The following is a 21,643-nucleotide window of genomic DNA, read 5'->3' on the forward strand; positions in this document are numbered from 1 at the left end:
AATTCCAATTATATTTTCATAAAGAATAAATGACTAATATCAGAATTAGTCATTTTTTTTTGCTTTATTTTTGCAGCACAAATTACACAAAATGAGTAAAGCAATTTACGTTACAACCATAGAACCCAATAGTGGTAAATCTTTAATATCACTTGGCGTTTTAAGAATGATGCTCACTAAATCTACAAAAGTGGGATATTTCCGACCAATTATCAACAAAAGCAAAACCGATAGTTTTGATAACCACACAAACACGGCTATTAACTTTTTTAATTTAGACCTAGATTACAATGATTGCCATGTTTACGAACAAAGTGAAGTTGTAGAGTTGTTAAGCGAAGGAAAAGAAGATGAAATAATTCATAAAATAATTGGCAAATACAAAAGCTTAGAACAAAGATTCGATTATGTTTTAGTAGAAGGAACAGATTTTTCAGGTGAAGGTGGTTTTACTGAAATTGACGTGAATTTAATGGTTGCCAAAAATTTAGGAATTCCTGTTTTAATTGTTGGTGCAGGAAATGGTAAAAAGAAAAAGGATTTTATCAATACAATGCAACTAACCTACAACTCGTTCATTCAGAAGGAAGTGGATGTTATTGGTTTAATTGCGAATAAAACAGAAACTGACGAAATTGAGTATGTAAAAGATCAACTAGCAAAATCAATTGCTGGAGATATACAAATTGATGTAATTCCGAAAGTAGATTTTTTAGCTTACCCAACAGTAAAAGAAGTTGTAGAAGAGTTAGAGGGTAAAGTTTTATTTGGTGAACAATTTTTAGACAATGCTATTGGAAGTTTCAGTACTGGAGCAATGCAACTAAGAAATTACCTTACTCACATTAAAAACAATGCACTTGTTATAACTCCTGGAGATAGAGCAGATATTATCTTAGGTGCTTTACAAGCAAATGCATCTAGCAATTACCCAAATATCTCTGGAATCATTTTAACTGGTGGCTTAATTCCTGAAGATTCAATTATCAAGCTGATTGAAGGAGTACAATCTACCATTCCAATTATTTCTGTAAAAGGAGGCACATTTGGCATATCAAACAAAATAGGTGCTGTAAAACCTAAAATTTATGCAACTAACAGAAAAAAGATTTTATTAGCTTTAGACACTTTTGATGCGCATGTAAACGCAACAGGATTAACAAATACGCTTTCTAATTTTAATTCTGAAAGATTAACGCCAAGCATGTTTCAATACAATTTACTGCAAAGCGCAAGAGCACATAAAAAGCATATTGTATTGCCAGAAGGAAATGACGAAAGAATTATTAGAGCTGCAGCTAGATTACAACTTTTAAATATTGTTGATTTAACTTTATTAGGAGATAAAAGGGAAATTCAGGCCAAGTGTAATCAATTAGGAATTCAGATTGATCTCGAACAAATTCAAGTTTTAAATCCTGAAGATTCTATTCATAATGATGCTTTTGGTAAAACACTTTATGAGGCTAGAAAACATAAAGGAATGACAGAAACCACAGCAAAAGATTTAACAAGAGATGTATCTTATTTTGGAACACTTATGATTCTAAATGGTTTAGCAGATGGTATGGTTTCTGGAGCTGTACACACAACTATGCACACTATAAAACCTGCCTTACAAATCATAAAAACCAAACCAGGTGTATCTGTAGTTTCTTCTGTATTTTTTATGTGTTTGTCAGATAGAGTTTCTGTTATGGGTGATTGTGCTGTTAACCCAAATCCGAATGCAGAACAATTAGCCGAAATTGCAATTTCATCTGCACAATCTGCAGAAGCCTTTGGTATAGAAGCAAAAGTTGCAATGTTATCTTATTCATCTGGTAGTTCTGGAAAAGGTGAAGAAGTAGAAAAGGTTAGAAAAGCTACTGAAATTGTAAAAACAAAACAACCAAGCTTAAAGATAGAGGGTCCAATACAATATGATGCAGCTGTAGACATGTCTGTTGCAAAAACTAAAATGCCAGATTCAGCTGTTGCTGGGCAAGCATCTGTATTAATTTTCCCTGATTTAAATACTGGTAATAACACTTACAAAGCCATTCAAAGAGAAACTGGTGCTTTAGCAATTGGCCCTATGTTACAAGGTTTAAATAAGCCCGTAAACGATTTAAGTAGAGGCTGTACTGTAGATGATATTTTTAATACTGTTTTATTAACGGCTATTCAAGCAGAACAAGGATAATTATGAAAATTTTGGTTTTAAATGCAGGTTCATCTTCCTTGAAATACCAGGTAATAGAGATGCCATCTGAACAAGTAGAATGTGTAGGTTTAGTGGAGAGAATTGGTATGGATGATGCTATTTTTACACATGAAATTCAGAATAATGAATACTCTGAAACTTTACCAGTTTTAGATCACAAAACAGGATTAAAAAAAATAGCTAACACCCTTTTAGATGCTAAAATAGGTGTAATTAATTCTGTAGATGAAATTGAAGCTGTAGGTCACAGAGTGGTTCATGGAGGAAATAAATTTAATAAAACCACCATAGTAAATCAAGAAGTTAAAGATAACATTAGAGAACTGTTTAGCCTTGCACCTTTGCATAATCCAGCAAATTTAACAGGTATAGAAATTGCAGAAACCATATTTACTAAAGCAAAACAGATTGCCATTTTCGATACTGCATTTCATCAAACTATGCCTAAAGAGGCCTATCAATATGCAATAAAAAATGAATATTTAGAAACGCATAACATAAGAGCTTATGGTTTTCATGGCACCAGCCATAAATATGTTTCTGAGAAAGCAAGAGCGTATTTGGGTACTGAAAATTCTAAAAAATTAATTACCATTCATTTAGGAAATGGTTGCAGTATGTCTGCAATAAAAGATGGTAAAAGTATAGAGAATTCATTAGGATTTGGCCCTATGAATGGCTTAATAATGGGAACACGTTCTGGAGATATAGATCAATCTGTAATTTTCTATATGATGAACAAACTGAACAAAACTGCAGACGAAGTAGCAAGCTTACTAAATAAAGAATCTGGAATGATGGGCTTAACAGGCTTTTCTGATTTAAGAGAAATCTCTGAACAAGCAGATAAAGGAAATGAAGATTGCCAAAATGCTTTAGCTTTTGCTGGCTATAGAATTAGAAAATATATAGGTAGTTATATTTCTGTATTAAATGGTGTTGATGCTCTAATTTTTACTGCAGGAATTGGAGAAAATTCTGCTGTAATGAGAGCGCTTGCTTGTAAAAATTTATCAGTCTTTGGTATTGATTTAGATGCTGATCAAAATAACATTAGATCTAAAGAGGTAAGGGAAATTCAATCAAAAAAAGCAAAAGTTAAAATCTTAGTTATTCCAACTAATGAAGAAATCGAAATCGCGAAACAAGCTTATCAATTATTGGCCTAAATTGAAATTGAACATAATACTTTTAACTTCTAAAAGTACATTGTTACTATAATAGGAGAACTAGAAATCCTTACATTAAAAAATTGCAAATCAATTTGCTAATTTTTACATTTGTGAGCATTAAAAAAATCAACAGAAATGGGTAGAGCATTTGAGTTTAGGAAAGCAAGAAAAATGAAACGTTGGTCAGCAATGGCAAAAACATTTACCAGAATTGGTAAAGACATTGTTATGGCTGTAAAAGAAGCAGGTCCTAACCCAGATACAAACTCAAGATTAAGAGCAGTTATTCAAAATGCGAAAGCTGCAAACATGCCTAAAGACAATGTTGAACGTGCAATAAAAAAAGCGTCAGACAAAGATACTGCAGACTATAAAGAAGTGTTGTTTGAAGGTTATGCACCTCATGGAATTGCTGTTCTTATTGAAACAGCTACAGACAACAACAACAGAACTGTTGCTAATGTTAGAGCCGCTTTTAATAAGTGTGATGGAAATTTAGGAACATCTGGTTCTGTATCTTTTATGTTCGACCATACCTGTAACTTCACTATCAAAAAAGAAGACATTACCATTGATATGGAAGAACTTGAACTTGAATTAATCGATTTTGAAGTTGAAGAAGTTTTTGATGACGAAGAAGGTGTAATTATTTATGCTCCTTTTGAACAGTTTGGAGCTTTACAAAGTTATTTTGAAGACAATAATATCGAAATTTTATCTTCTGGTTTTGAAAGAATTCCAACTACTACAGTAAAATTGAATGAAGATCAAAAAGCAGATGTGGAAAAGCTTTTAGAGAAATTAGAAGAAGATGATGATGTAAACTCTGTTTACCATTCTATGGAGGAATCTTAGACTTCGAACAAATTTAGTAACTTGTCAGGAAATTTTTTTGAAATGCCTGATGCTATTACTCGAATTTTCGACTTTGCTTACTATCAACGAGAGAACAATCCTTTAGATAATTGCTTAAACTTTAAAAATAAAGGAGATTGGGAACCAATTTCTACCAAAACCTTTATACAGCAAGCAAACAATGCAAGTAGCTCACTGCTAGCCTTAGGCATAAAACCGAACGATAAAATTGCTGTAATTACCGAAAACAACAATCCTAATTGGCATATTTTAGATATTGGTATTTTACAAATTGGCGCTCAAAACGTACCTCTTTATGCAACACTTTCCGAAAATGATTATGCTTATATTTTAAACCATTCAGACTCTAAATATTGTTTTGTATCTAGCAACGAACTTTATGAAAAAGTAAAATCTGTTATTGATAAAACTCAGCTAAAAAATGTATTTTCATTAGAAGAGTTAGCCACAGATTATGGCTGGAGTTCTTTTTTAGAATTAGGTAAAAATACTGATCATCGCCTTAAAATTGATGAACTAAAAGCATCTATAAAACCTGATGATTTAGCTACAATCATTTACACATCAGGAACTACAGGCACACCTAAAGGAGTTATGTTATCGCATAAAAATATTGTTTTTACTGTTTTTGCCATAGAACAAAGACTCAACTTACAAAGAGGAAATAATAAAATTATAAGCTACTTGCCTATTTGCCATATTTTTGAACGATCTGCTTTTTACTACAATTTGTACATGAGCGTACAAGTCTATTTTGCAGAAAGCATAGAGCAAATTGGTGACACCATAAAAGAAGTAAAACCAGATTACTTGGCTGTTGTTCCAAGACTTTTAGAAAAAATTTACGATAAAATAGTAGATAAAGGCAGTAATCTTAAAGGCTTAAAAAAGAGCTTATTTTTTTGGGCTTTAGAATTGGGTGAAAATTATAAGCCCTATCATTTAAACGGATCTTTCTATCATTTTAAACTAAAAATAGCAAGGAAAATTATATTTAAAAAATGGAAAGAAGCTCTAGGTAATAATTTACAATTTATGATTTCTGGAAGCGCACCTTTACAACCCAAATTAATTAGAGTTTTTACTGCTGCAGGCATACCTGTTTTTGAAGGTTATGGAATGACAGAATCTTCTCCTGCAGGAACCTTAAATGATGAAAGAGACAAGGGATTAAAAATTGGTTCTGTTGGTAAACCTTTAAAAGGTATAGAAGTTAAAATTGCTAATGATGGTGAAATTTTAATGAAGGGCGATAACATAATGCAAGGTTATTTTAAAAACAAAGAGTTAACAAATCAAACCATTATTGACAATTATTTACATACAGGTGATATTGGTGAAATTGATGAGCAAGGATTTCTATCTATCACAGGAAGAAAAAAAGAGATGTTCAAAACATCTGGTGGTAAATATATTGCTCCTGCTGTTTTAGAAAGCGAGTTTAAACAATCACGATTTATAGAACAAATTATGGTAGTTGGCGAAAACGAAAAAATGCCAGCAGCCATTATTCAGCTGAATTTTGAATTTATTGCTGAATGGGCAAAACGTCATCAATTAAAAATTGAAAACTATCATAGCAATGAAAAGGTGATAGCAAGAATTCAAAAAGAAATCGATTTTTACAATAACAGATTTGGTAAATGGGAAAAAATTAAAAAATTTGAATTAACACCTGATGAATGGACTATAGATGATGGATTGTTAACCCCAACTTTAAAGATTAAAAGAAATAATATTCGCGATAAATACAATAACCTGTATCAAAAAATATACAATCAATAATTTTGAGCTATAAAAAAATAACTATTTGTAAAATCAAGGATATTTCATTAGATTTACGATATACAAATTAGAATATATGCCAACAGAAATTTCGAGGATTTTTGATTTTCCTTATTTTCAACTAGAAAAGTACAATCTTAAGAAAGCATTAAATACAAAATACAATGGTAAATGGGAATCACTTTCCAGCCAAGAGTACATAAACAAAGCAAATCAACTTAGTAGAGGTCTATTAAAATTAGGAATTAATCCTAACGAAAAAATAGCAATTATATCTACCACAAACAGAACAGAATGGAATGTTTGTGATATAGGTACTTTGCAACTTGGTGCGCAAACTGTGCCAATTTATCCAACAATTTCAAAAGAAGATTATGAGTATGTTTTAAATCACTCAGAAGCTACTTATTGTTTTGTTTCAGATGAAACTATTATCGAAAAATTAAATAAAATTAAAGGTAACACCAAGTTAAAAGAGGTGTATACTTTTGATGATATTAAGGGTGAAAAAAGCTGGACCGAAGTTTTAGAATTAGGAAAAGATGATAGCAATCAACCAGAAGTTGAAGCTAGAAAAAAAGATGTAAAGCCTGGAGATTTAGCTACGCTAATTTACACTTCTGGAACAACAGGAAGACCAAAAGGTGTTATGCTATCTCATAGTAATATTGTTTCTAACGTATTAACTAGTGAAGAAAGAGTGCCTTTAGAAAAGGGCGAAGATAAAGCCTTGAGTTTTTTACCTGTTTGTCACGTTTTCGAACGCATGATTTTATATTTATACCAACTTTGTGGAACTGAAATTTATTTTGCAGAGAGCTTAGAAAAATTGACAGAGAACGCTCAAGAAATTAAGCCTAATGTAATGACAGCTGTACCTAGATTGTATGAAAAAATATATGATAAAATTATTCTAAAAGGAGAAGATTTATCTGGAGTAAAGAAAAGTTTATTTTTCTGGGCTGTTAAACTAGGTTTGCGTTATGAACCTTATGGAGCCAATGGTTGGTGGTATGAAAAACAATTAGGTTTGGCTAGAAAATTAATCTTTTCTAAATGGCAAGAAGCCTTAGGTGGAGAATTAAAATTAATGGTTTCTGGAAGTGCTGCTTTACAACCAAGATTAACTAGAATCTTTGCAGCAGCAGAAATGCCTATTATGGAAGGTTATGGTTTAACTGAAACATCGCCTGTAATTTCTGTAAACTTTGTAAATCAAGGTGGAGAAAGAGGTTTTAAAGTAGGTACTGTAGGTAAAGTAATCAATAGAGTTGAAGTAAAAATTGCAGGAAATGGTGAAATTCTTGTTAAAGGACCTAATGTTATGCAAGGTTACTACAAACAACCAGATAAAACTGCAGAGGTTTTAAGAGATGGTTATTTTCATACAGGAGATAAAGGTGAGTTAGATAGTGAAGGTTATTTAAAAATAACGGGTAGAACCAAAGAAATGTTCAAAACTTCTGGAGGTAAATATGTAATACCACCATTATTAGAAGGTGAACTAAAACAATCTCTTTTAATAGAACAAGTAATGGTAGTTGGTGAAAATGAAAAAATGCCAGCAGCTATTATTCAACCGAACTTCGAATACCTTTCAGACTGGGCTAAGAGTAAAGGAATTTCATTTAGCAATAATGAAGAGTTAGTATCTAATGAAAAAGTTATTGCTAAATACCAAAGAACTATTGACAAGTGTAATGAGCATTTTGGTAAATGGGAACGTATCAAACGATTTGAATTAACTCCTGATGAGTGGTCTATTGATGGTGGACATTTAACACCTACCATGAAAATGAAGAGAGAAGTTATAAAAAACATTTACAAAGATTTGTACGATAAGATATATAATTAGTACCTTTAAGTTATAACAGATTTAGAATTAGTAGAAAACCCCCTGAAAAAAATCAACTAACTTAAAAATCAAGCGATATGTTTCATACTGCAGACATTTCAGAGCATAAAGAGTACACAAGTAAAGGTTTTCAAATTTTATTAACTTCTCTGGCATTAATTGTAAGTGTTGGGGTTATGATTTCTTGGTTTACAGGAAATCTTCAAATGTTAAGTATTTTACCAGGAGGTGCTACAATGAAGTTTAACACTGCTTTGGTTTTTTTCTTGGCAAGCATTAATACTGCAATTATACTTTCAGATAAAAAAGCACTTCAAAACATTTTTGTTGTTTTTTCTATTCTAAGCATTTTAATTGGCTCAATTACCTTATTAGAATATGCCTTTACACTTAATATGGGTATAGATAATTTATTTGTAAAAGATAATTTATCTATTGTTAATAGTGGTATGATGTCTCCTGCAACAGCCATATGTAGTATACTAATTGGTATTGGTTTTTTAGGATTTAGTACTGCAAACAAAAAACTACAATTTATTGGTAGAGCTGCCAATGTTATAATTTTCTCCATATCTATTTTAGCAATTGTATCTTACGTTCTTACAATTCCTTTAGAAGAAAAAACAACATTATTTAGCTCAATGGCAATACATACAGCTGTGTTATTTTGCCTTTTTTCTATATTCTTAGCCATGTATAACTATGGATCATTCTATTTAAACGTAGTTAAAGCAAGATATGGCTTAAGTAAAACTGTAATTGAACTTTTACCAAAAACACTATTTTTTACTGCAATTCTAGTAAATATGATGTTTATTGGAATTTACTTAGACTTATTTGATGCAAATTTTGGGGTATTTACAGGAACTTTAATTTTGGTATCTATGTATGCTTACATATTAAGCTTTAATATAGAGCGTAAATTAAGAAAAAGCAATGATGCTACTTTTAAAAAATATACATATACCATCAACAACTCAGTAATAAAGGCTAAAAAGGAAATTAAGTATACAAATGAATTATTTCGTTTTAAAGAAAATGTGACTGACAATGAGCTAATGAATAAACTTTTTTCTGAACTTAATTTAGAGATTAGTTCAGAAGAATTTGACACTATTTGGAATACCTTAAATGCAGGGAAAACCTGGTCTGGAAATATTAAAAAAAGAGGCTTAAAGTTAGATGCTAATTTAGTTTGCACCACCATTATTCCATACAAAAGCTCAAAAGGAGCTCTAATCGAATTCTTTGTGACAAAAAGACAAACTGTATAACACAAAAAAATCCTTGGTAAAATTACCAAGGATTTTTTTTATTTAATACTTATATTTTATTTTGTCTTAATTGAACATCCAATAGCTTTCGTTTCAATCTTCTCTATCTTTTTTCCAGCTAGTAAAGCATCTACAGCATTTTCTACATATTTCTCGTTAACAGCATCTGGATTTCTAGAACTGTCATCGATAGCACCAATGTACTCTACTTTCATTTTAGGCTTACTAACAATATAAACATGAGGTGTTTTTGTAGCTCCAAATTTAGGATATACCTTCTGGCCTTTATCTAGCAAGTAAGGAAATTTAAATCCTTTTTGAGCTGCTCTTACCTTCATTGCTGCAAAACTATCATCTGGTACTACATCAGGATCATTAGGATTTATTGCAATTACAGGAAACCCTATAGATGCATACTTTGCATTTAAAGCTATTATTCTGTCTTCATTTGCAACAGAATAAGGACATGTGTTGCATGTAAAAATAATAATAAAACCTTTTGCATCTTTATAATCTGATAGAGAGACCATTTTATCATCAATATTCATTAATGAAAAATCTGCTATAGTATCACCTACTTTATAACTAGATGAAGATTTTAAAGTAAACGCACTTGCCAACATTACTACTGCAACTAATGCAAAAATTGTTTTTATGGTTTTCATAGTTTATATATTTAAAAATGATTTTAATTCGTTTTCTAAATTCTCGTATTCAAAAGATTGTTCGTAAAACTTCCTTTGTTTTTTATTATAAATTAAAGTTGCTGGTATAGCCCCACTCCAGCTTTCATCAATAGCATTAATCCATACATTTTCGTTAGTATCATCTAGAAGAATTACTTCAGATTGAAGCTTTTTTCTATTAATAAACGGAATTAACTTCTTTTCAACTTGCTTAGGAAAATCTAAACTCACTAAAATTACCTCAACATTTTGATCTTTATATTCTTCATTAATCTTTTCGAAATATGGTAATTCTTTTACACAAGGTGCACACCAAGTTGCCCAAAAGTTAACAACATATGTTTTTTCATCGTTCTTTTCTAAAAGTGGTTTTAGTTGTGCATAATTATATGTTTTAACCTCAGTTATTTGTGATGAAGGCTCAACATTTGACACTTCAGAAGCTTTCTTGGAAGTAACATTTTCTTTACAAGAAACCAAAGCTAAAATAGATAATAGAACCAGTAGGTATTTTTTCATAATGGATAAAATTAAGAATTTCAGAAACTTTAACGATATTTAAAAACTACATTAACAGATGTTTAACTTCTGTAATGACAACTTTAATCAAAAATATCATTTAAAATTTTTGCCAAACGAATTCCACCTTTTTGTAATTGTTGTCTTACGGTTGCAAAGTGATCATAAGAATATCGATATCTTAAATTTTCTCCAACTTTTGCTGAATTGTAAACATCATCTGTAATTTGATGCACTTCATTTACCCAATCTACCACAGAACCTTGCTCTATAACCTCAATTTGTTTTTTAGATAATTCCTCTGCATTATCAGCAAGATCTGTATAACTCATTTGATAATCATCTATCATTTTACTATCCCAAACACTATGTAAATTAGTACCTCTACCAAACCATTGTACTTGCACATCATTACCTCCTTTATCTTCTTTACGACCAATATGTAGAGGTTGATGTAAATCTCCTATAAAATGAACTAACATTTTTAAATGAAAATTTTTGTCTGCTTCTGAGCTAGCATTATCTTCAAGAACTTCTATACACTTTGCAATACCTGTAACCAAGTCTCCTTTCGGATTTTTTGCTGATTTTTCATAAGTTTCAGTTAACCCCATATTCACATAATGCCAAGGAGAATAAGCTCTGTAAGCTCTGTCTGATTTAATTTCATCTGCAAAAGTTGACACAAAAGCCAAACTTTGCCCTTTTAAAAGCTTATCTATTTTTCGTTTCGCTTTTTTAGTTAAATGTTTCTCAGCTATTTTGCCAGTAACTCTATGACCAGTTTTTCCCCAGAAATATACATCTTCTTTAGGGGTTGATGCTACAAATAATAAAGAAATAAGAGCTAATACTTTGATATTCATTTTATTCTCTTTTAGATTAAGTTTTAGCTAAAGTAAAAAATTAATTACGTAAATATTTGGTAAATAAGAAAACTTTTATATATCTTTATGATATCATTTTAATATCAAAAAAAAATCAATCATGACAGCAGAAAAAATTATTAAGCCAGCAAATGGTTATTTAATGTTAGTAATTGTACTTACCCTATTTGTAGGAAGTATAGTACTTGGCATTCAACAAGAACAACCTTTATATATTATTGTTAGTGTTTTAAGTTTTTTTGGATTATTTGGTTTTATTCTAGTAAACCCAAATACTTCTAAAGTAGTAGTACTTTTTGGTAAGTACGTTGGTACCATAAAAGCAAATGGTTTGTATTGGGCCAATCCTTTCTACACCAAAAAGAAGATATCTTTAAGAGCAAGCAACTTTGATAGTGAGCGTTTAAAAGTGAATGATAAGTTAGGTAACCCTGTAATGATTTCTACAATTTTAGTATGGAGAGTTACAAATACTTACAAAGCTGCTTTTGATGTTGATAATTATGAAAATTTTGTTCGTGTTCAAACGGATGCAGCTGTTCGTAAATTAGCTAGTATGTATCCTTATGATAATTTTGCAGACGAAGGTCATGATGAGGACATAACTCTTAGATCTAGTGTAAATGAAGTGTCTGAGGCATTAGAAAAAGAAATAGACGAACGTTTAACCATTGCTGGTATTGAGGTTTTAGAAGCTAGAATTGGTTATTTGGCTTATGCTAATGAAATAGCATCTGCAATGTTAAAAAGACAACAAGCAACTGCTATTGTAGCTGCAAGACATAAAATTGTACAAGGTGCTGTAGAAATGGTAGAAATGGCTTTAGACGAGCTGAATAAAAAAGATATTGTAGAGTTAGATGAAGAACGTAAAGCAGCAATGGTTAGTAACTTATTAGTAATTTTATGTGGAGATAAAGAAGCATCTCCTGTAGTAAATGCAGGAACCTTAAGTCATTAATACTGGATAATAAGAAAAATAATAAAAGTAATTCAGGGCTTGCTATAGGTATAGCCATTGGTACAGCCTTTGGTGTTATATTTGGTAATATCGCTATTGGAATAAGTTTAGGGCTTGCTCTTGGTATTGCATATGATGCCACTCAAAATAAAAAAACTAAATAATGAAAGAATACAGAGTAATTCAACCAAAATTGGGTTTTAGAAATAGATTTCAAAATTTTGAAGATATACTAAATCAATATGCCAGAGAAGGTTGGAGAGTAGTAGAAATTTCTCAAGGATGGACAAGTGTCGTTTTTGAAAGAGATAAAAATAGATAAATGAAAGTTTTTAAAGAAGAACAACGTTTTACACAAACTTGGCTAATTGTACTTATGGGCTTTAGCCTTGTAGTGCCCTTGGTGTTAATCACTAGAGAATTCTTGAAAGAAAATTCAGAATTTACTGTGGGCGGATTTTTAGGCGTAGTTGGGGTATTAATTGCCAGTATTGTTCCTATCTTTTTCTTTAAATTAATCACTAGAATAGACGAAGTTGGCATTCATTATCGCTTTTTCCCTTTTCACTTTAAAACAAAACGAATTACTTGGCAAGAAATCGAAAAAGTTTATGTTAGAATATATGATCCTATAGGAGATTATGGAGGCTGGGGTTTAAAAGGTGGATTTTTATGGAATAAATCTAAAGGAATTGCCATTAATGTTTCTGGGGATATTGGCATTCAATTAGAATTGAAAACTGGAAAAAAAATACTCATTGGCACTCAGAAAAAACAAGAAGCCACAAGCGTTATCGAAACTTATACTAAGAAATTATAAAATGAAACAAACTTTACTAATCATCAGCTTAATAATTTATAGTATTACCTCACTTTTTGGTCAAGTAAAATCTGAGGACATTACTATAAATAACATGGCCATTCAATTACCTGGAACTTTAAGCTATAGTTCTGTAAATGAACCTTTAATAATTTGGGTACATGGTTCAGGAGGTGTGAATAGAAATGGAAATACTCCAAATTATATTCAACAGTTTAGAGAAGAAATCAAACAAAAAGGAATTGCCTTTTTTAGTTATGATAAACGAACTTCAAATCCGCAAAATGCAAAATTTATTCAAGAAGATGGTATCTATTTCTCAGATTTTGTAAGCGATTTAAAAGAAGTAATCAATCATTTTAAAGAGGATAATCGTTTTTCTGAAATCATTTTGGCAGGCCATAGTCAAGGCTCTTTAATTGCGATGCTTTCTTTAGATAATGTGGCCAAATATATTTCTATAGCTGGTGCAGGTGAAACTATAGATAAAACTTTAGTTAGACAAATTAGTGCACAAAGTGCAGAGTTTGGCAAGTTAACAGCAGAATACGTGAAAGAATTAAAAGAAACTGGCTCAATCAAAGAAGTAGATCCTAATTTAATGCCACTGTTTGCAAAACAAAATCAACCATTTTTAGCATCATGGATTGCCTTAAACCCTATTGAAGAAATTACAAAGGTAAAAATACCTACACTCATCATTAATGGTGATAAAGATATACAAGTGCCAATAGTAGATGCAAAAGCTTTAAAAGAAGCTAAGCCTGAAGCTGGGTTGGTGATTATTAAAAACATGAATCACGTACTAAAGAATATTGAGAAAGATGAGGACAATTTAAAATCTTATATGAGTGCAGATTATCCTATTTCAGAAGACTTAATAAATACAATAGTAGCATTCATCAAGAAATAAAGAATTAGTATATAGAATGGCAAAAAAGAAAGCTTTCGCATTGCGAGTTAATGAAGATATGATTAAAGCCATAGAAAAATGGGCTGCTGATGAATTTCGCTCTACGAATGGTCAAATAGAATGGATGCTTATGCAAGCATTAAAAGACGCAAATAGGGCACCTAAAAAAAAGGACGAATAAATTTATAAATTCAATTTTGTTAAAATGAACGCTCAATTTTTATTGAGCGTTTTCTATTTTGTATCTTGTTCCCAATTCAATAAATTCAACAAACTTTTCCGAATGAAAAATTTACTAACAATTTTATTTTTGAGTGCTACTACTCTACTCTTTTCACAAGAATTCTCAATGGATTTGGTTAAAAACATGAAACCAAGAAATATTGGTCCAGGTGGTATGTCTGGTCGTGTAACCTCTATAGATGTTGTAGAGTCAAATCCAGAAATTATGTATGTAGGTACTGCTTCTGGTGGTATTTGGAAATCTACTTCTGGTGGAATTAAATGGGAGCCAATTTTCGAAAATGAACTTACAGCTTCTATAGGAGCAGTTGCCATTCAACAATCTAACCCTAGTGTAATTTGGGCTGGTACAGGAGAAGGTAACCCAAGAAATAGTTTAAATGGTGGTTTTGGTATTTACAAATCTTTAGATGCTGGTAAAACATGGCAAGCTATGGGTTTAGAAAAAACCAGACACATACATAGAGTTATAATTCACCCAACAAATCCAGATATTGTTTATGTGGGTGCTATTGGCTCTCCTTGGGGAGAACATAAAGAACGTGGTGTTTACAAGACTACAGATGGTGGAAAAACTTGGAAACAGATTTTATACAACAATGATAAAACTGGTGCTGCAGATTTAATTATGGATCCTAAAAATCCTAATAAAATTATTGCTGCTATGTGGGAGCACAAACGTGATCCTTGGTTTTTTAAATCTGGAGGTGAAGGTTCTGGATTATACATAACTCATGATGGAGGAGATAATTGGAAAAAAATTACAGATAAAGAAGGTTTTCCAAAAGGCGAATTAGGAAGAATTGGTGTAGCTATTGCACCAAATAATCCAGAAGTAATCTATGCCTTAGTAGAAGCTAAAAAGAACGCTTTGTATAAAAGTGAAGATGGTGGCTTTAAATGGACGAAAGTAAATGACAAACCTGGTATAGGTAACCGACCTTTTTATTATTCAGAGATTTACGTAGACCCTCAAAACGAGAATAGAGTTTATAGCGTTTTTACTTATGTGAATGTATCTAATGATGGTGGTAAAAACTTTAAACAGTTAATGCCAGCTTATGGTGTAGATAATGGTGTGCATCCAGATCATCATGCATGGTGGATTCACCCAAGCAATGGTAAATTCATGATTGATGGTAATGATGGTGGTTTAAATATTACTAAAGATGGTGGTAAATCTTGGAGATTTATTGGTAATATTCCTGTAGCTCAATTCTATCATATAAATGTAGATAATGAGTTTCCTTATAATGTTTATGGAGGAATGCAAGATAATGGTTCTTGGAGAGGTCCTGCCTATGTATGGAAAGCACAAGGAATTAGAAATTCTTATTGGCAAGAAATTTCTTTTGGAGATGGCTTTGATGTAGTGCCAGACAAAGATGATTCAAGATATGGTTGGTCTATGAGTCAGCAAGGATCTGTAGTAAGATACGATCATATTACAGGTAACAACTATTCAGTAAAACCAACACATAAAGATCCAAATATAAAATTACGTTTCAATTGGAATGCAGCTATAAATATGGATCCTTTTGATAATAACACGCTTTATTTTGGAAGTCAATTTGTTCACAAATCAACTGATAAAGGTTTAACTTGGGAAGTAATTTCACCAGACTTAACTACAAATAATCCAGAAAAATTAAAGCAATCTGAAAGTGGAGGCTTAACTATGGATGCTACAGGTGCAGAAAATCACTGTACCATTTTAGTAATTGAACCTACTTCTTTAGAAAAAGATGTTTTATGGGCTGCTACAGATGATGGTCAAGTGCATATCACCAAAGATGGTGGTGCTAATTGGACCAATGTTGCCAAAAACATTAAAGGCTTACCAGAATTTAGTTGGATAACTCAAATAAAAGCATCAAATAAAAACAAAGGAGAAGCATTGTTAGTAGCCAATGATTATAGAAGATTCAACTATACTCCTTATGCATACAGAACTAAAAACTATGGAAAAACTTGGGAACGTATTGTAGATGAAAATGACGTGCAAAGCTATACTTTATGTATTGTAGAAGATCCTGAAAACAAAAATCTATTATTTTTAGGTACAGATGATGGTCTTTATGTATCACTAAATGCAGGTGATAAATGGACAAAATGGACGAATGGTTTTCCTACAGTTCCAGTAAAGGATTTGGTAATTCACCCAAGAGAACATGATTTGGTTATTGGTACTTTTGGTAGAGCTGCGTGGGTTTTAGATGATATTAAACCTTTAAGAGCAATGGCTGATAAAAATAGTCTGAATAAGAACATTCAATTATTTGCACCTCCAGTTGCTTATCAAAGTGCCAGCCAACAGCCTACAGGAAGTAGATTTGGTGCAGATGCAATGTACCAAGGAGAAAACAGAAAAGGTGGTGCAATACTTTCTTACTACGTAAAGATAGATGATAAAAAGACTGATGAAAGTAAAAACGAAAAAACAGATAAAACATCGAAAGTAAAGAAGGACTCAATTACGCTAGAAGTTTTTAATGGATTAACAAAAATTAGAACCCTAAAATTTAAAGCTCCTAAAGAATCAGGGATACATAAAACGACTTGGTATTTGCGTGAAAAAGGTGTTGCAAGAGCTTCTAGAAGAATTCGTAAATCTACAAGAGAACCAGGAGGAGTTACTGTAAAACCAGGAGTTTATAAACTAAAAATGACTTATGGTGATGAAACGTCTGAACAAGATATTATTGTGGCATACGATCCTAGGTTAAAAATATCTGATGAAGCAATAAATCAAAAATACAATGCCAGTAAAGAGCTAGAACAATATCAAGCTAAAATTGCTGCTGTTGTAAAACAATTGGTTGAAAGTAAAAATACAGTTGCTTCAATAAAATCTGATTTAACAAAAGAGGATAAAACCAAATTTAAAAACGAAATTAAAGCATCTAAAGAAATCGATAAGAAGATAGATGAATTAATTGCGTTATATCTTGGTAAAATTGACAAAAGACAAGGTATTACAAGAAATCCGGAAATTACAGTTAACCAAAGATTTGGGCAAGCAAGTAGATATATAAGATCTAGATTTGGTGAGCAAACTTCTACAGAAACTGTTCTTATGAATCAGTTTGTAGAAGAATTTAAAAAGGCAGTCGCAGAAACCAATACTTTCTTTAATAATGATTGGATGGAGTACAAGAAATCTGTTGAAAACATAAAAATTTCTCCATTTAAAGACACCAAAATTTTTGCGGTCAATTAGAATGAGCTTAAAAAAAGTTTTACTCTGCGTTTTTGTTTTAAGTGCCACTTTAACAAAAGCGCAGCAATCAGATCAGCAACTAGGTGCTTGGTACATGTATAATGGTTCTCATAAAATAGCAGATAAAATTGCTATTATAACTATGGCTCATTATAGGTATTATGAAGTTTTAGGAGAATTTCAGCAAGAAATTTATAGACTAGGTATAAATTATACCATAAACCCAAAAATAAATTTTACTGTTGGTTATAGCTATGTTAATACAAATACTGAGTTTAAGGTTTATTCTAACAATTTAGAAGAGCATAGATTGTACGAAGACCTAAACTTAAAAGGCAAACTTAACAATATCAAACTAAGGCATCGTTTGCGCTTTGAACATCGATTTTTTAATTCAACATCAAGTCACTGGTTTCGTTACGATTTGAATGCCAATTATCCTATTACAAAAAGTTGGTCTGTTTATGCATTTAATGAACTGTTTTTAAATATTGATAAATCAAAACGATTTGTTCAAAACTGGACAGGTGCAGGATTTTTACATCAAATTAATCAACAACTAAAACTTAAGTTGGGCTATTTTTATCAGAAATTACCTGATGAGGGTTTTCATAGATTACAATTCGGAATTATTTTAAACACAAATCATCTAAAGAATAAAAAATGATAGAACCAATTTTTACAAATGATGCCATTGTTTTTGGTATTCTTATGCTTTCATTAGGTTTTGTTTTTTACACAGAAAACATCAAAACTGGCTTTTGGAGTAAATTTTATAAAATTGTTCCAGGTTTATTCATGGCCTATTTTATACCTGCTCTTTTTACAACTTTTAGAGTTATAGCTCCTGAATGGGAAACCGAAAACGAAGTAGGAGAAATCATTAAAAATAAATCTCAATTGTATTATGTGGCAAGTAGATTTTTATTACCTGCAGCTCTTGTTTTAATGACTTTGAGTATAGATTTAAAAGCCATTTTTAACTTGGGTTCTAAAGCATTAATTATGTTTTTTACAGGTACTGTAGGTATTATTATTGGTGGTCCTATAGCTATTCTATTAATCTCTATTTTCTCTCCTGAAACAGTTGGTGGTGCAGATTTTGATGCAGTTTGGAGAGGCTTATCAACTTTAGCAGGAAGTTGGATTGGTGGTGGAGCGAACCAAACAGCAATGTTAGAAATTTATCAATATAATCCTTCTAAATATGGAGGAATGGTAATTGTAGATATTGTGGTTGCCAATGTTTGGATGGCTATTTTATTAATAGGTATTGGTAAAAAAGACAAAATTGATAAATGGTTAAAAGCAGATACTTCTGCCATTGAAGATTTAAAGCAAAAAGTAATTCATTTCTCTGAAAAAGTAAAAAGAAATCCAAGTTTAACAGACTTAATGATAATGCTAGCTATCGGATTTGGAACTGTAGGTTTTGGTCATTTTTGTTCCAAATATCTGGCTGAATTCTTCTCGAATTTTGTAGCTTCTATAGAATCGCAAACATGGAGAAATATTTTCTCTTTCTTAGGTTCTAGCTTCTTTTGGTTAATAAGCGTATCTACAATTGTTGCTATACTACTATCGTACACCAAAGCCAAAAACTACGAAGGTGCAGGTGCTAGTAAATTAGGTAGTGTTTTTATTTACATTTTAGTGGCCACTATTGGTATGAAAATGGATTTAAATCAAGCTTTAGAGAACCCAGGATTAATGGTAATTGGCTTAGTGTGGATGACCATTCATGCAGTACTTTTAATTATAGTAGCTAAAATTATTAAAGCTCCATACTTCTTTTTGGCAGTTGGAAGCCAGGCAAATGTTGGTGGTGCAGCTTCTGCCCCAATTGTTGCACAGGCATTTCATCCTTCTTTAGCAACAGTTGGTGTATTACTAGCTGTGTTTGGTTATGCAATTGGTACAATTGGCGCAATTGCTTGTACTATTTTAATGGAATTATCATCAACTTTATAAAAAATTAAGCATATTTGCAATCGTAAATTTAAGAGATAAATGAAAAGAGTTTTAGCTGTTTTAGTACTAGCAATCGTACTATATTCTTGTTCATCTAAAAAAGATGGCAACATGATTGTTCAAGGTCAAATAAAAGGTTTAAAAAAGGGGAAACTTTATTTACAGAAAATGCAGGATACAGTTTTAGTTTCTGTAGATTCTGTAGCTTTAAATGGTTCTGATACCTTTAGATTAACAGATGATGTAAATTCACCTGTATTATATTATTTAACTTTTGATGGTAATACTACTGACAAAAGAATTTTATTTTTTGGTGAACAAGGCACTATAACTATTAACGATAATGTTGATGAATTTGGGTTATACCCAGAAATTACAGGTTCTAAAAATCAAGAGGTTTTGGATCAATTTAATAAAGTTAGAAGTAGATTTCAAACAGAGCGTTTGGAATTTATTAAAAAGGATTTTGATGCCAAAAGAGCCAATGATCAAGAATTGATTGAGAAGTTAGAGAATGACTACAACAGATTGGTAAAAAGAAGAGTTTTGTACACCACAAACTTTGCTATTACAAATGCCGATTATGAAGTAGCTCCTTATTTAGCATTAACAGAAATGTATGATGCTAGCTTAAAAATGTTAGATACTGTAAATGCATCACTTACTCCAAGAATTAAAGAATCTGAATATGGTAAGCGTTTTCAAGAGTATTTAGATAACATCAAGAAAAACGAAGCACAATAGAATTTTAAGATATTTCAAAGCAAAAAAAACGAGCAATTAGCTCGTTTTTTTTGTTTTATATAATTTTGCAATTTAATCTAGCTTGGCCTTTCTAGCTTCTAACTGGGCTCTAATTTCGTTTGCCTTTTCTTCATCTATATCATAATCTTTCATAATATACATAGCAACTAATGTTCCTAACACTGGAAGCACACAAAAGAAAGCATGTAAGCCATCAACTGCTCCTACTTGATCTGTGGTAGGTAATTCTGAATTAAAGCCTACAATCCAAATAATTAAGCCACTAAAAGCACCTGCAATTGCAAATCCTACTTTTACCATCCACCAATAAATTGCTCCAAAGATACCTTCTCTTCTTAAGCCTGTGTTTAATTCATCTACATCTATAATGTCTGCAGTCATAGACATCATTATTGTAAATAAACTACCAATTCCAAAAGAGAAAAAGGGCAATGCAACAATATATAACCAAGGTTTACCTGGCACAAATAAAAAGTAAAGAAGTACATAACCAAATATTGAAATTCCTTGTGCAATTAAAAAAGCTTTTTTCTTGCCAAACATTTTAGACATCTTCGTAATTATAGGAATCACTAAGAAGGTAGTTCCTAAAGCTCCAAGACAACCAAACAATGAAACCCAAATACCAGAATCGCCTGCATTACCATTAAATAATTTGTAAACAATTACAAAAAATGTAAGTGATGAAACTGCCATAAATGCATTATAAATGAAAAAGGTAGCTCCACACAGTTTTCTAAATTCTTTAATTTTAAATGCCTCTACAAAGCTTTGTAATATTTTCTTTAAACTACCACCAATATTCGAAAAGTTTAATGGTTCGTAATCTTTGTCTAGAGTAGATTCACTTTTTATAAAAACAGCAGGTACAATTGCGCAAAGAGCACAAGGTATAGCCACCCAAACTGCTAGTTCTCTTACAGCAACTTCTGCAGAAGGAAACCAATCAGGGTCATACATAAATACCCAAAACCAAGGTGCAATTACCCAAGCCCATTGACCAATCCATTGAGCAATAGCCATTATACTTGTTCTTTCATGAAAATCATCACTCATTTCATAACCCATAGCTACATAAGGCACACTAAAAAAAGTAAGCCCTAAATAGAATACTACAGACCAAAGAAAAAAGTACCAAAAGTTATATTGCAGTGAGTTTTCTTTAAACAATTGCCACATAAAAATATAGGCAACTCCCATAATAATACCTCCAATTAAAACATACTGCCTTCTTCTACCCCATTTTGATTTTGTATTATCGGAAATAAAACCCATTATTGGATCTGTAATAGCATCGAATAATCTTGGGAATAAATAAATCATAGCCCACATTAAACCAGTAAACTTCAAATCTTCTACCAGAATTACCATAAAAATACCTAGAATTGCAGGAAACATTTGGTTGGCAAACATACCCACCCCAAATGCAATCTTTTGACCCATTGGAACTTTCTTGCTTCTTATTTGTGCTGTTTGATTAGACATACTTA

General features: G+C 31.5%; 19 protein-coding genes. 15 read left to right on the forward strand and 4 right to left on the reverse strand.

The genetic code is table 11. The features are described 5' to 3' along the window. The first annotated feature begins 91 nt into the window (after nucleotides 1-91). From pta to V7R38_RS11385, 6 genes are all read left to right on the forward strand, one after another. Nucleotides 92-2,185 carry a phosphate acetyltransferase gene (gene pta, locus V7R38_RS11360; protein ID WP_334058522.1) on the forward strand — a complete coding sequence of 698 codons (2,094 nt, stop codon included), beginning with the start codon at nucleotides 92-94 and terminating at the stop codon, nucleotides 2,183-2,185. A 2-nt stretch (nucleotides 2,186-2,187) separates the two neighbouring features. Continuing rightward, nucleotides 2,188-3,375: an acetate/propionate family kinase gene (locus V7R38_RS11365; protein ID WP_334058524.1), complete on the forward strand. Its 1,188-nt coding sequence runs from the start codon at nucleotides 2,188-2,190 to the stop codon at nucleotides 3,373-3,375. 138 nt (nucleotides 3,376-3,513) lie between these two features. Then, on the forward strand, nucleotides 3,514-4,233 hold the full coding sequence (locus V7R38_RS11370; RefSeq protein WP_015479886.1) for a YebC/PmpR family DNA-binding transcriptional regulator: 720 nt from the start codon (nucleotides 3,514-3,516) through the stop codon (nucleotides 4,231-4,233). Between the two features lie 42 nt (nucleotides 4,234-4,275). Next, entirely contained in the window at nucleotides 4,276-6,039 is a 1,764-nt protein-coding gene (locus V7R38_RS11375) for an AMP-dependent synthetase/ligase (protein ID WP_334058659.1), read from the forward strand. A 76-nt stretch (nucleotides 6,040-6,115) separates the two neighbouring features. After that, nucleotides 6,116-7,894, forward strand: a complete 1,779-nt coding sequence (locus tag V7R38_RS11380; RefSeq protein ID WP_334058527.1) for an AMP-dependent synthetase/ligase — start codon at nucleotides 6,116-6,118, stop codon at nucleotides 7,892-7,894. A 77-nt stretch (nucleotides 7,895-7,971) separates the two neighbouring features. After that, complete coding sequence (locus V7R38_RS11385; protein WP_334058529.1) at nucleotides 7,972-9,168, forward strand: hypothetical protein; 1,197 nt, start codon at nucleotides 7,972-7,974, stop codon at nucleotides 9,166-9,168. Nucleotides 9,169-9,224: 56 nt separating this feature from the next. Here V7R38_RS11385 and V7R38_RS11390 read toward each other — a convergent pair whose 3' ends face one another. The 3 genes from V7R38_RS11390 to V7R38_RS11400 form a co-directional block, all read right to left on the reverse strand. Then, entirely contained in the window at nucleotides 9,225-9,833 is a 609-nt protein-coding gene (locus tag V7R38_RS11390; RefSeq protein ID WP_334058531.1) for a thioredoxin family protein, read from the reverse strand. 3 nt (nucleotides 9,834-9,836) lie between these two features. Then, the gene (locus tag V7R38_RS11395; RefSeq protein ID WP_334058533.1) at nucleotides 9,837-10,373 is read right to left on the reverse strand and encodes a TlpA disulfide reductase family protein; all 537 of its coding nucleotides are present in this window, start codon (nucleotides 10,371-10,373) and stop codon (nucleotides 9,837-9,839) included. A gap of 83 nt (nucleotides 10,374-10,456) precedes the next feature. Beyond that, nucleotides 10,457-11,239: a S1/P1 nuclease gene (locus tag V7R38_RS11400; protein ID WP_334058535.1), complete on the reverse strand. Its 783-nt coding sequence runs from the start codon at nucleotides 11,237-11,239 to the stop codon at nucleotides 10,457-10,459. Between the two features lie 121 nt (nucleotides 11,240-11,360). Between V7R38_RS11400 and V7R38_RS11405 the strand changes: the two genes are divergently transcribed. From V7R38_RS11405 to V7R38_RS11445, 9 genes are all read left to right on the forward strand, one after another. Next, a complete protein-coding gene (locus V7R38_RS11405) occupies nucleotides 11,361-12,221 on the forward strand; it encodes an SPFH domain-containing protein (RefSeq protein ID WP_334058537.1) in 861 nt (286 codons plus the stop codon). Nucleotides 12,222-12,384: 163 nt separating this feature from the next. Beyond that, the gene (locus V7R38_RS11410; protein WP_015479878.1) at nucleotides 12,385-12,543 is read left to right on the forward strand and encodes a DUF4177 domain-containing protein; all 159 of its coding nucleotides are present in this window, start codon (nucleotides 12,385-12,387) and stop codon (nucleotides 12,541-12,543) included. Further along, nucleotides 12,544-13,041 (forward strand): hypothetical protein, encoded by a 498-nt coding sequence (locus tag V7R38_RS11415; protein WP_334058540.1) that lies wholly within the window; start codon nucleotides 12,544-12,546, stop codon nucleotides 13,039-13,041. A gap of 1 nt (nucleotide 13,042) precedes the next feature. Next, nucleotides 13,043-13,954 (forward strand): alpha/beta hydrolase family protein, encoded by a 912-nt coding sequence (locus V7R38_RS11420; RefSeq protein ID WP_334058542.1) that lies wholly within the window; start codon nucleotides 13,043-13,045, stop codon nucleotides 13,952-13,954. 16 nt (nucleotides 13,955-13,970) lie between these two features. Next, the gene (locus tag V7R38_RS11425; protein WP_015479875.1) at nucleotides 13,971-14,135 is read left to right on the forward strand and encodes a hypothetical protein; all 165 of its coding nucleotides are present in this window, start codon (nucleotides 13,971-13,973) and stop codon (nucleotides 14,133-14,135) included. A 102-nt stretch (nucleotides 14,136-14,237) separates the two neighbouring features. Further along, nucleotides 14,238-17,417, forward strand: a complete 3,180-nt coding sequence (locus tag V7R38_RS11430) for a WD40/YVTN/BNR-like repeat-containing protein (protein ID WP_334058543.1) — start codon at nucleotides 14,238-14,240, stop codon at nucleotides 17,415-17,417. 1 nt (nucleotide 17,418) lies between these two features. Next, nucleotides 17,419-18,084 carry a DUF2490 domain-containing protein gene (locus V7R38_RS11435; RefSeq protein ID WP_334058545.1) on the forward strand — a complete coding sequence of 222 codons (666 nt, stop codon included), beginning with the start codon at nucleotides 17,419-17,421 and terminating at the stop codon, nucleotides 18,082-18,084. Beyond that, complete coding sequence (locus V7R38_RS11440; protein WP_334058547.1) at nucleotides 18,081-19,388, forward strand: DUF819 family protein; 1,308 nt, start codon at nucleotides 18,081-18,083, stop codon at nucleotides 19,386-19,388. Before V7R38_RS11435 ends, V7R38_RS11440 begins: the two co-directional genes overlap by 4 nt. 39 nt (nucleotides 19,389-19,427) lie before the next feature. Beyond that, entirely contained in the window at nucleotides 19,428-20,132 is a 705-nt protein-coding gene (locus V7R38_RS11445) for a DUF4369 domain-containing protein (RefSeq protein ID WP_015479871.1), read from the forward strand. A 72-nt stretch (nucleotides 20,133-20,204) separates the two neighbouring features. Here the strand turns inward: V7R38_RS11445 and V7R38_RS11450 are convergent, their stop codons facing one another. Then, nucleotides 20,205-21,638, reverse strand: coding sequence for an MFS transporter (locus tag V7R38_RS11450; RefSeq protein WP_334058550.1), 1,434 nt, complete (start codon nucleotides 21,636-21,638; stop codon nucleotides 20,205-20,207). Nucleotides 21,639-21,643: the final 5 nt, after the last annotated feature.

The organism is Polaribacter sp. P097 (assembly GCF_036864555.1).
Taxonomy (GTDB): Bacteria; Bacteroidota; Bacteroidia; order Flavobacteriales; family Flavobacteriaceae; genus Polaribacter.

Coding starts and splice junctions, on each gene's coding strand:
- pta (WP_334058522.1), top strand. CDS start 92: ATGAGTAAAGCAATTTACGTTACAACCATAGAACCCAATAGTGGTAAA.
- V7R38_RS11365 (WP_334058524.1), top strand. CDS start 2,188: ATGAAAATTTTGGTTTTAAATGCAGGTTCATCTTCCTTGAAATACCAG.
- V7R38_RS11370 (WP_015479886.1), top strand. CDS start 3,514: ATGGGTAGAGCATTTGAGTTTAGGAAAGCAAGAAAAATGAAACGTTGG.
- V7R38_RS11375 (WP_334058659.1), top strand. CDS start 4,276: ATGCCTGATGCTATTACTCGAATTTTCGACTTTGCTTACTATCAACGA.
- V7R38_RS11380 (WP_334058527.1), top strand. CDS start 6,116: ATGCCAACAGAAATTTCGAGGATTTTTGATTTTCCTTATTTTCAACTA.
- V7R38_RS11385 (WP_334058529.1), top strand. CDS start 7,972: ATGTTTCATACTGCAGACATTTCAGAGCATAAAGAGTACACAAGTAAA.
- V7R38_RS11390 (WP_334058531.1), bottom strand. CDS start 9,833: ATGAAAACCATAAAAACAATTTTTGCATTAGTTGCAGTAGTAATGTTG.
- V7R38_RS11395 (WP_334058533.1), bottom strand. CDS start 10,373: ATGAAAAAATACCTACTGGTTCTATTATCTATTTTAGCTTTGGTTTCT.
- V7R38_RS11400 (WP_334058535.1), bottom strand. CDS start 11,239: ATGAATATCAAAGTATTAGCTCTTATTTCTTTATTATTTGTAGCATCA.
- V7R38_RS11405 (WP_334058537.1), top strand. CDS start 11,361: ATGACAGCAGAAAAAATTATTAAGCCAGCAAATGGTTATTTAATGTTA.
- V7R38_RS11410 (WP_015479878.1), top strand. CDS start 12,385: ATGAAAGAATACAGAGTAATTCAACCAAAATTGGGTTTTAGAAATAGA.
- V7R38_RS11415 (WP_334058540.1), top strand. CDS start 12,544: ATGAAAGTTTTTAAAGAAGAACAACGTTTTACACAAACTTGGCTAATT.
- V7R38_RS11420 (WP_334058542.1), top strand. CDS start 13,043: ATGAAACAAACTTTACTAATCATCAGCTTAATAATTTATAGTATTACC.
- V7R38_RS11425 (WP_015479875.1), top strand. CDS start 13,971: ATGGCAAAAAAGAAAGCTTTCGCATTGCGAGTTAATGAAGATATGATT.
- V7R38_RS11430 (WP_334058543.1), top strand. CDS start 14,238: ATGAAAAATTTACTAACAATTTTATTTTTGAGTGCTACTACTCTACTC.
- V7R38_RS11435 (WP_334058545.1), top strand. CDS start 17,419: ATGAGCTTAAAAAAAGTTTTACTCTGCGTTTTTGTTTTAAGTGCCACT.
- V7R38_RS11440 (WP_334058547.1), top strand. CDS start 18,081: ATGATAGAACCAATTTTTACAAATGATGCCATTGTTTTTGGTATTCTT.
- V7R38_RS11445 (WP_015479871.1), top strand. CDS start 19,428: ATGAAAAGAGTTTTAGCTGTTTTAGTACTAGCAATCGTACTATATTCT.
- V7R38_RS11450 (WP_334058550.1), bottom strand. CDS start 21,638: ATGTCTAATCAAACAGCACAAATAAGAAGCAAGAAAGTTCCAATGGGT.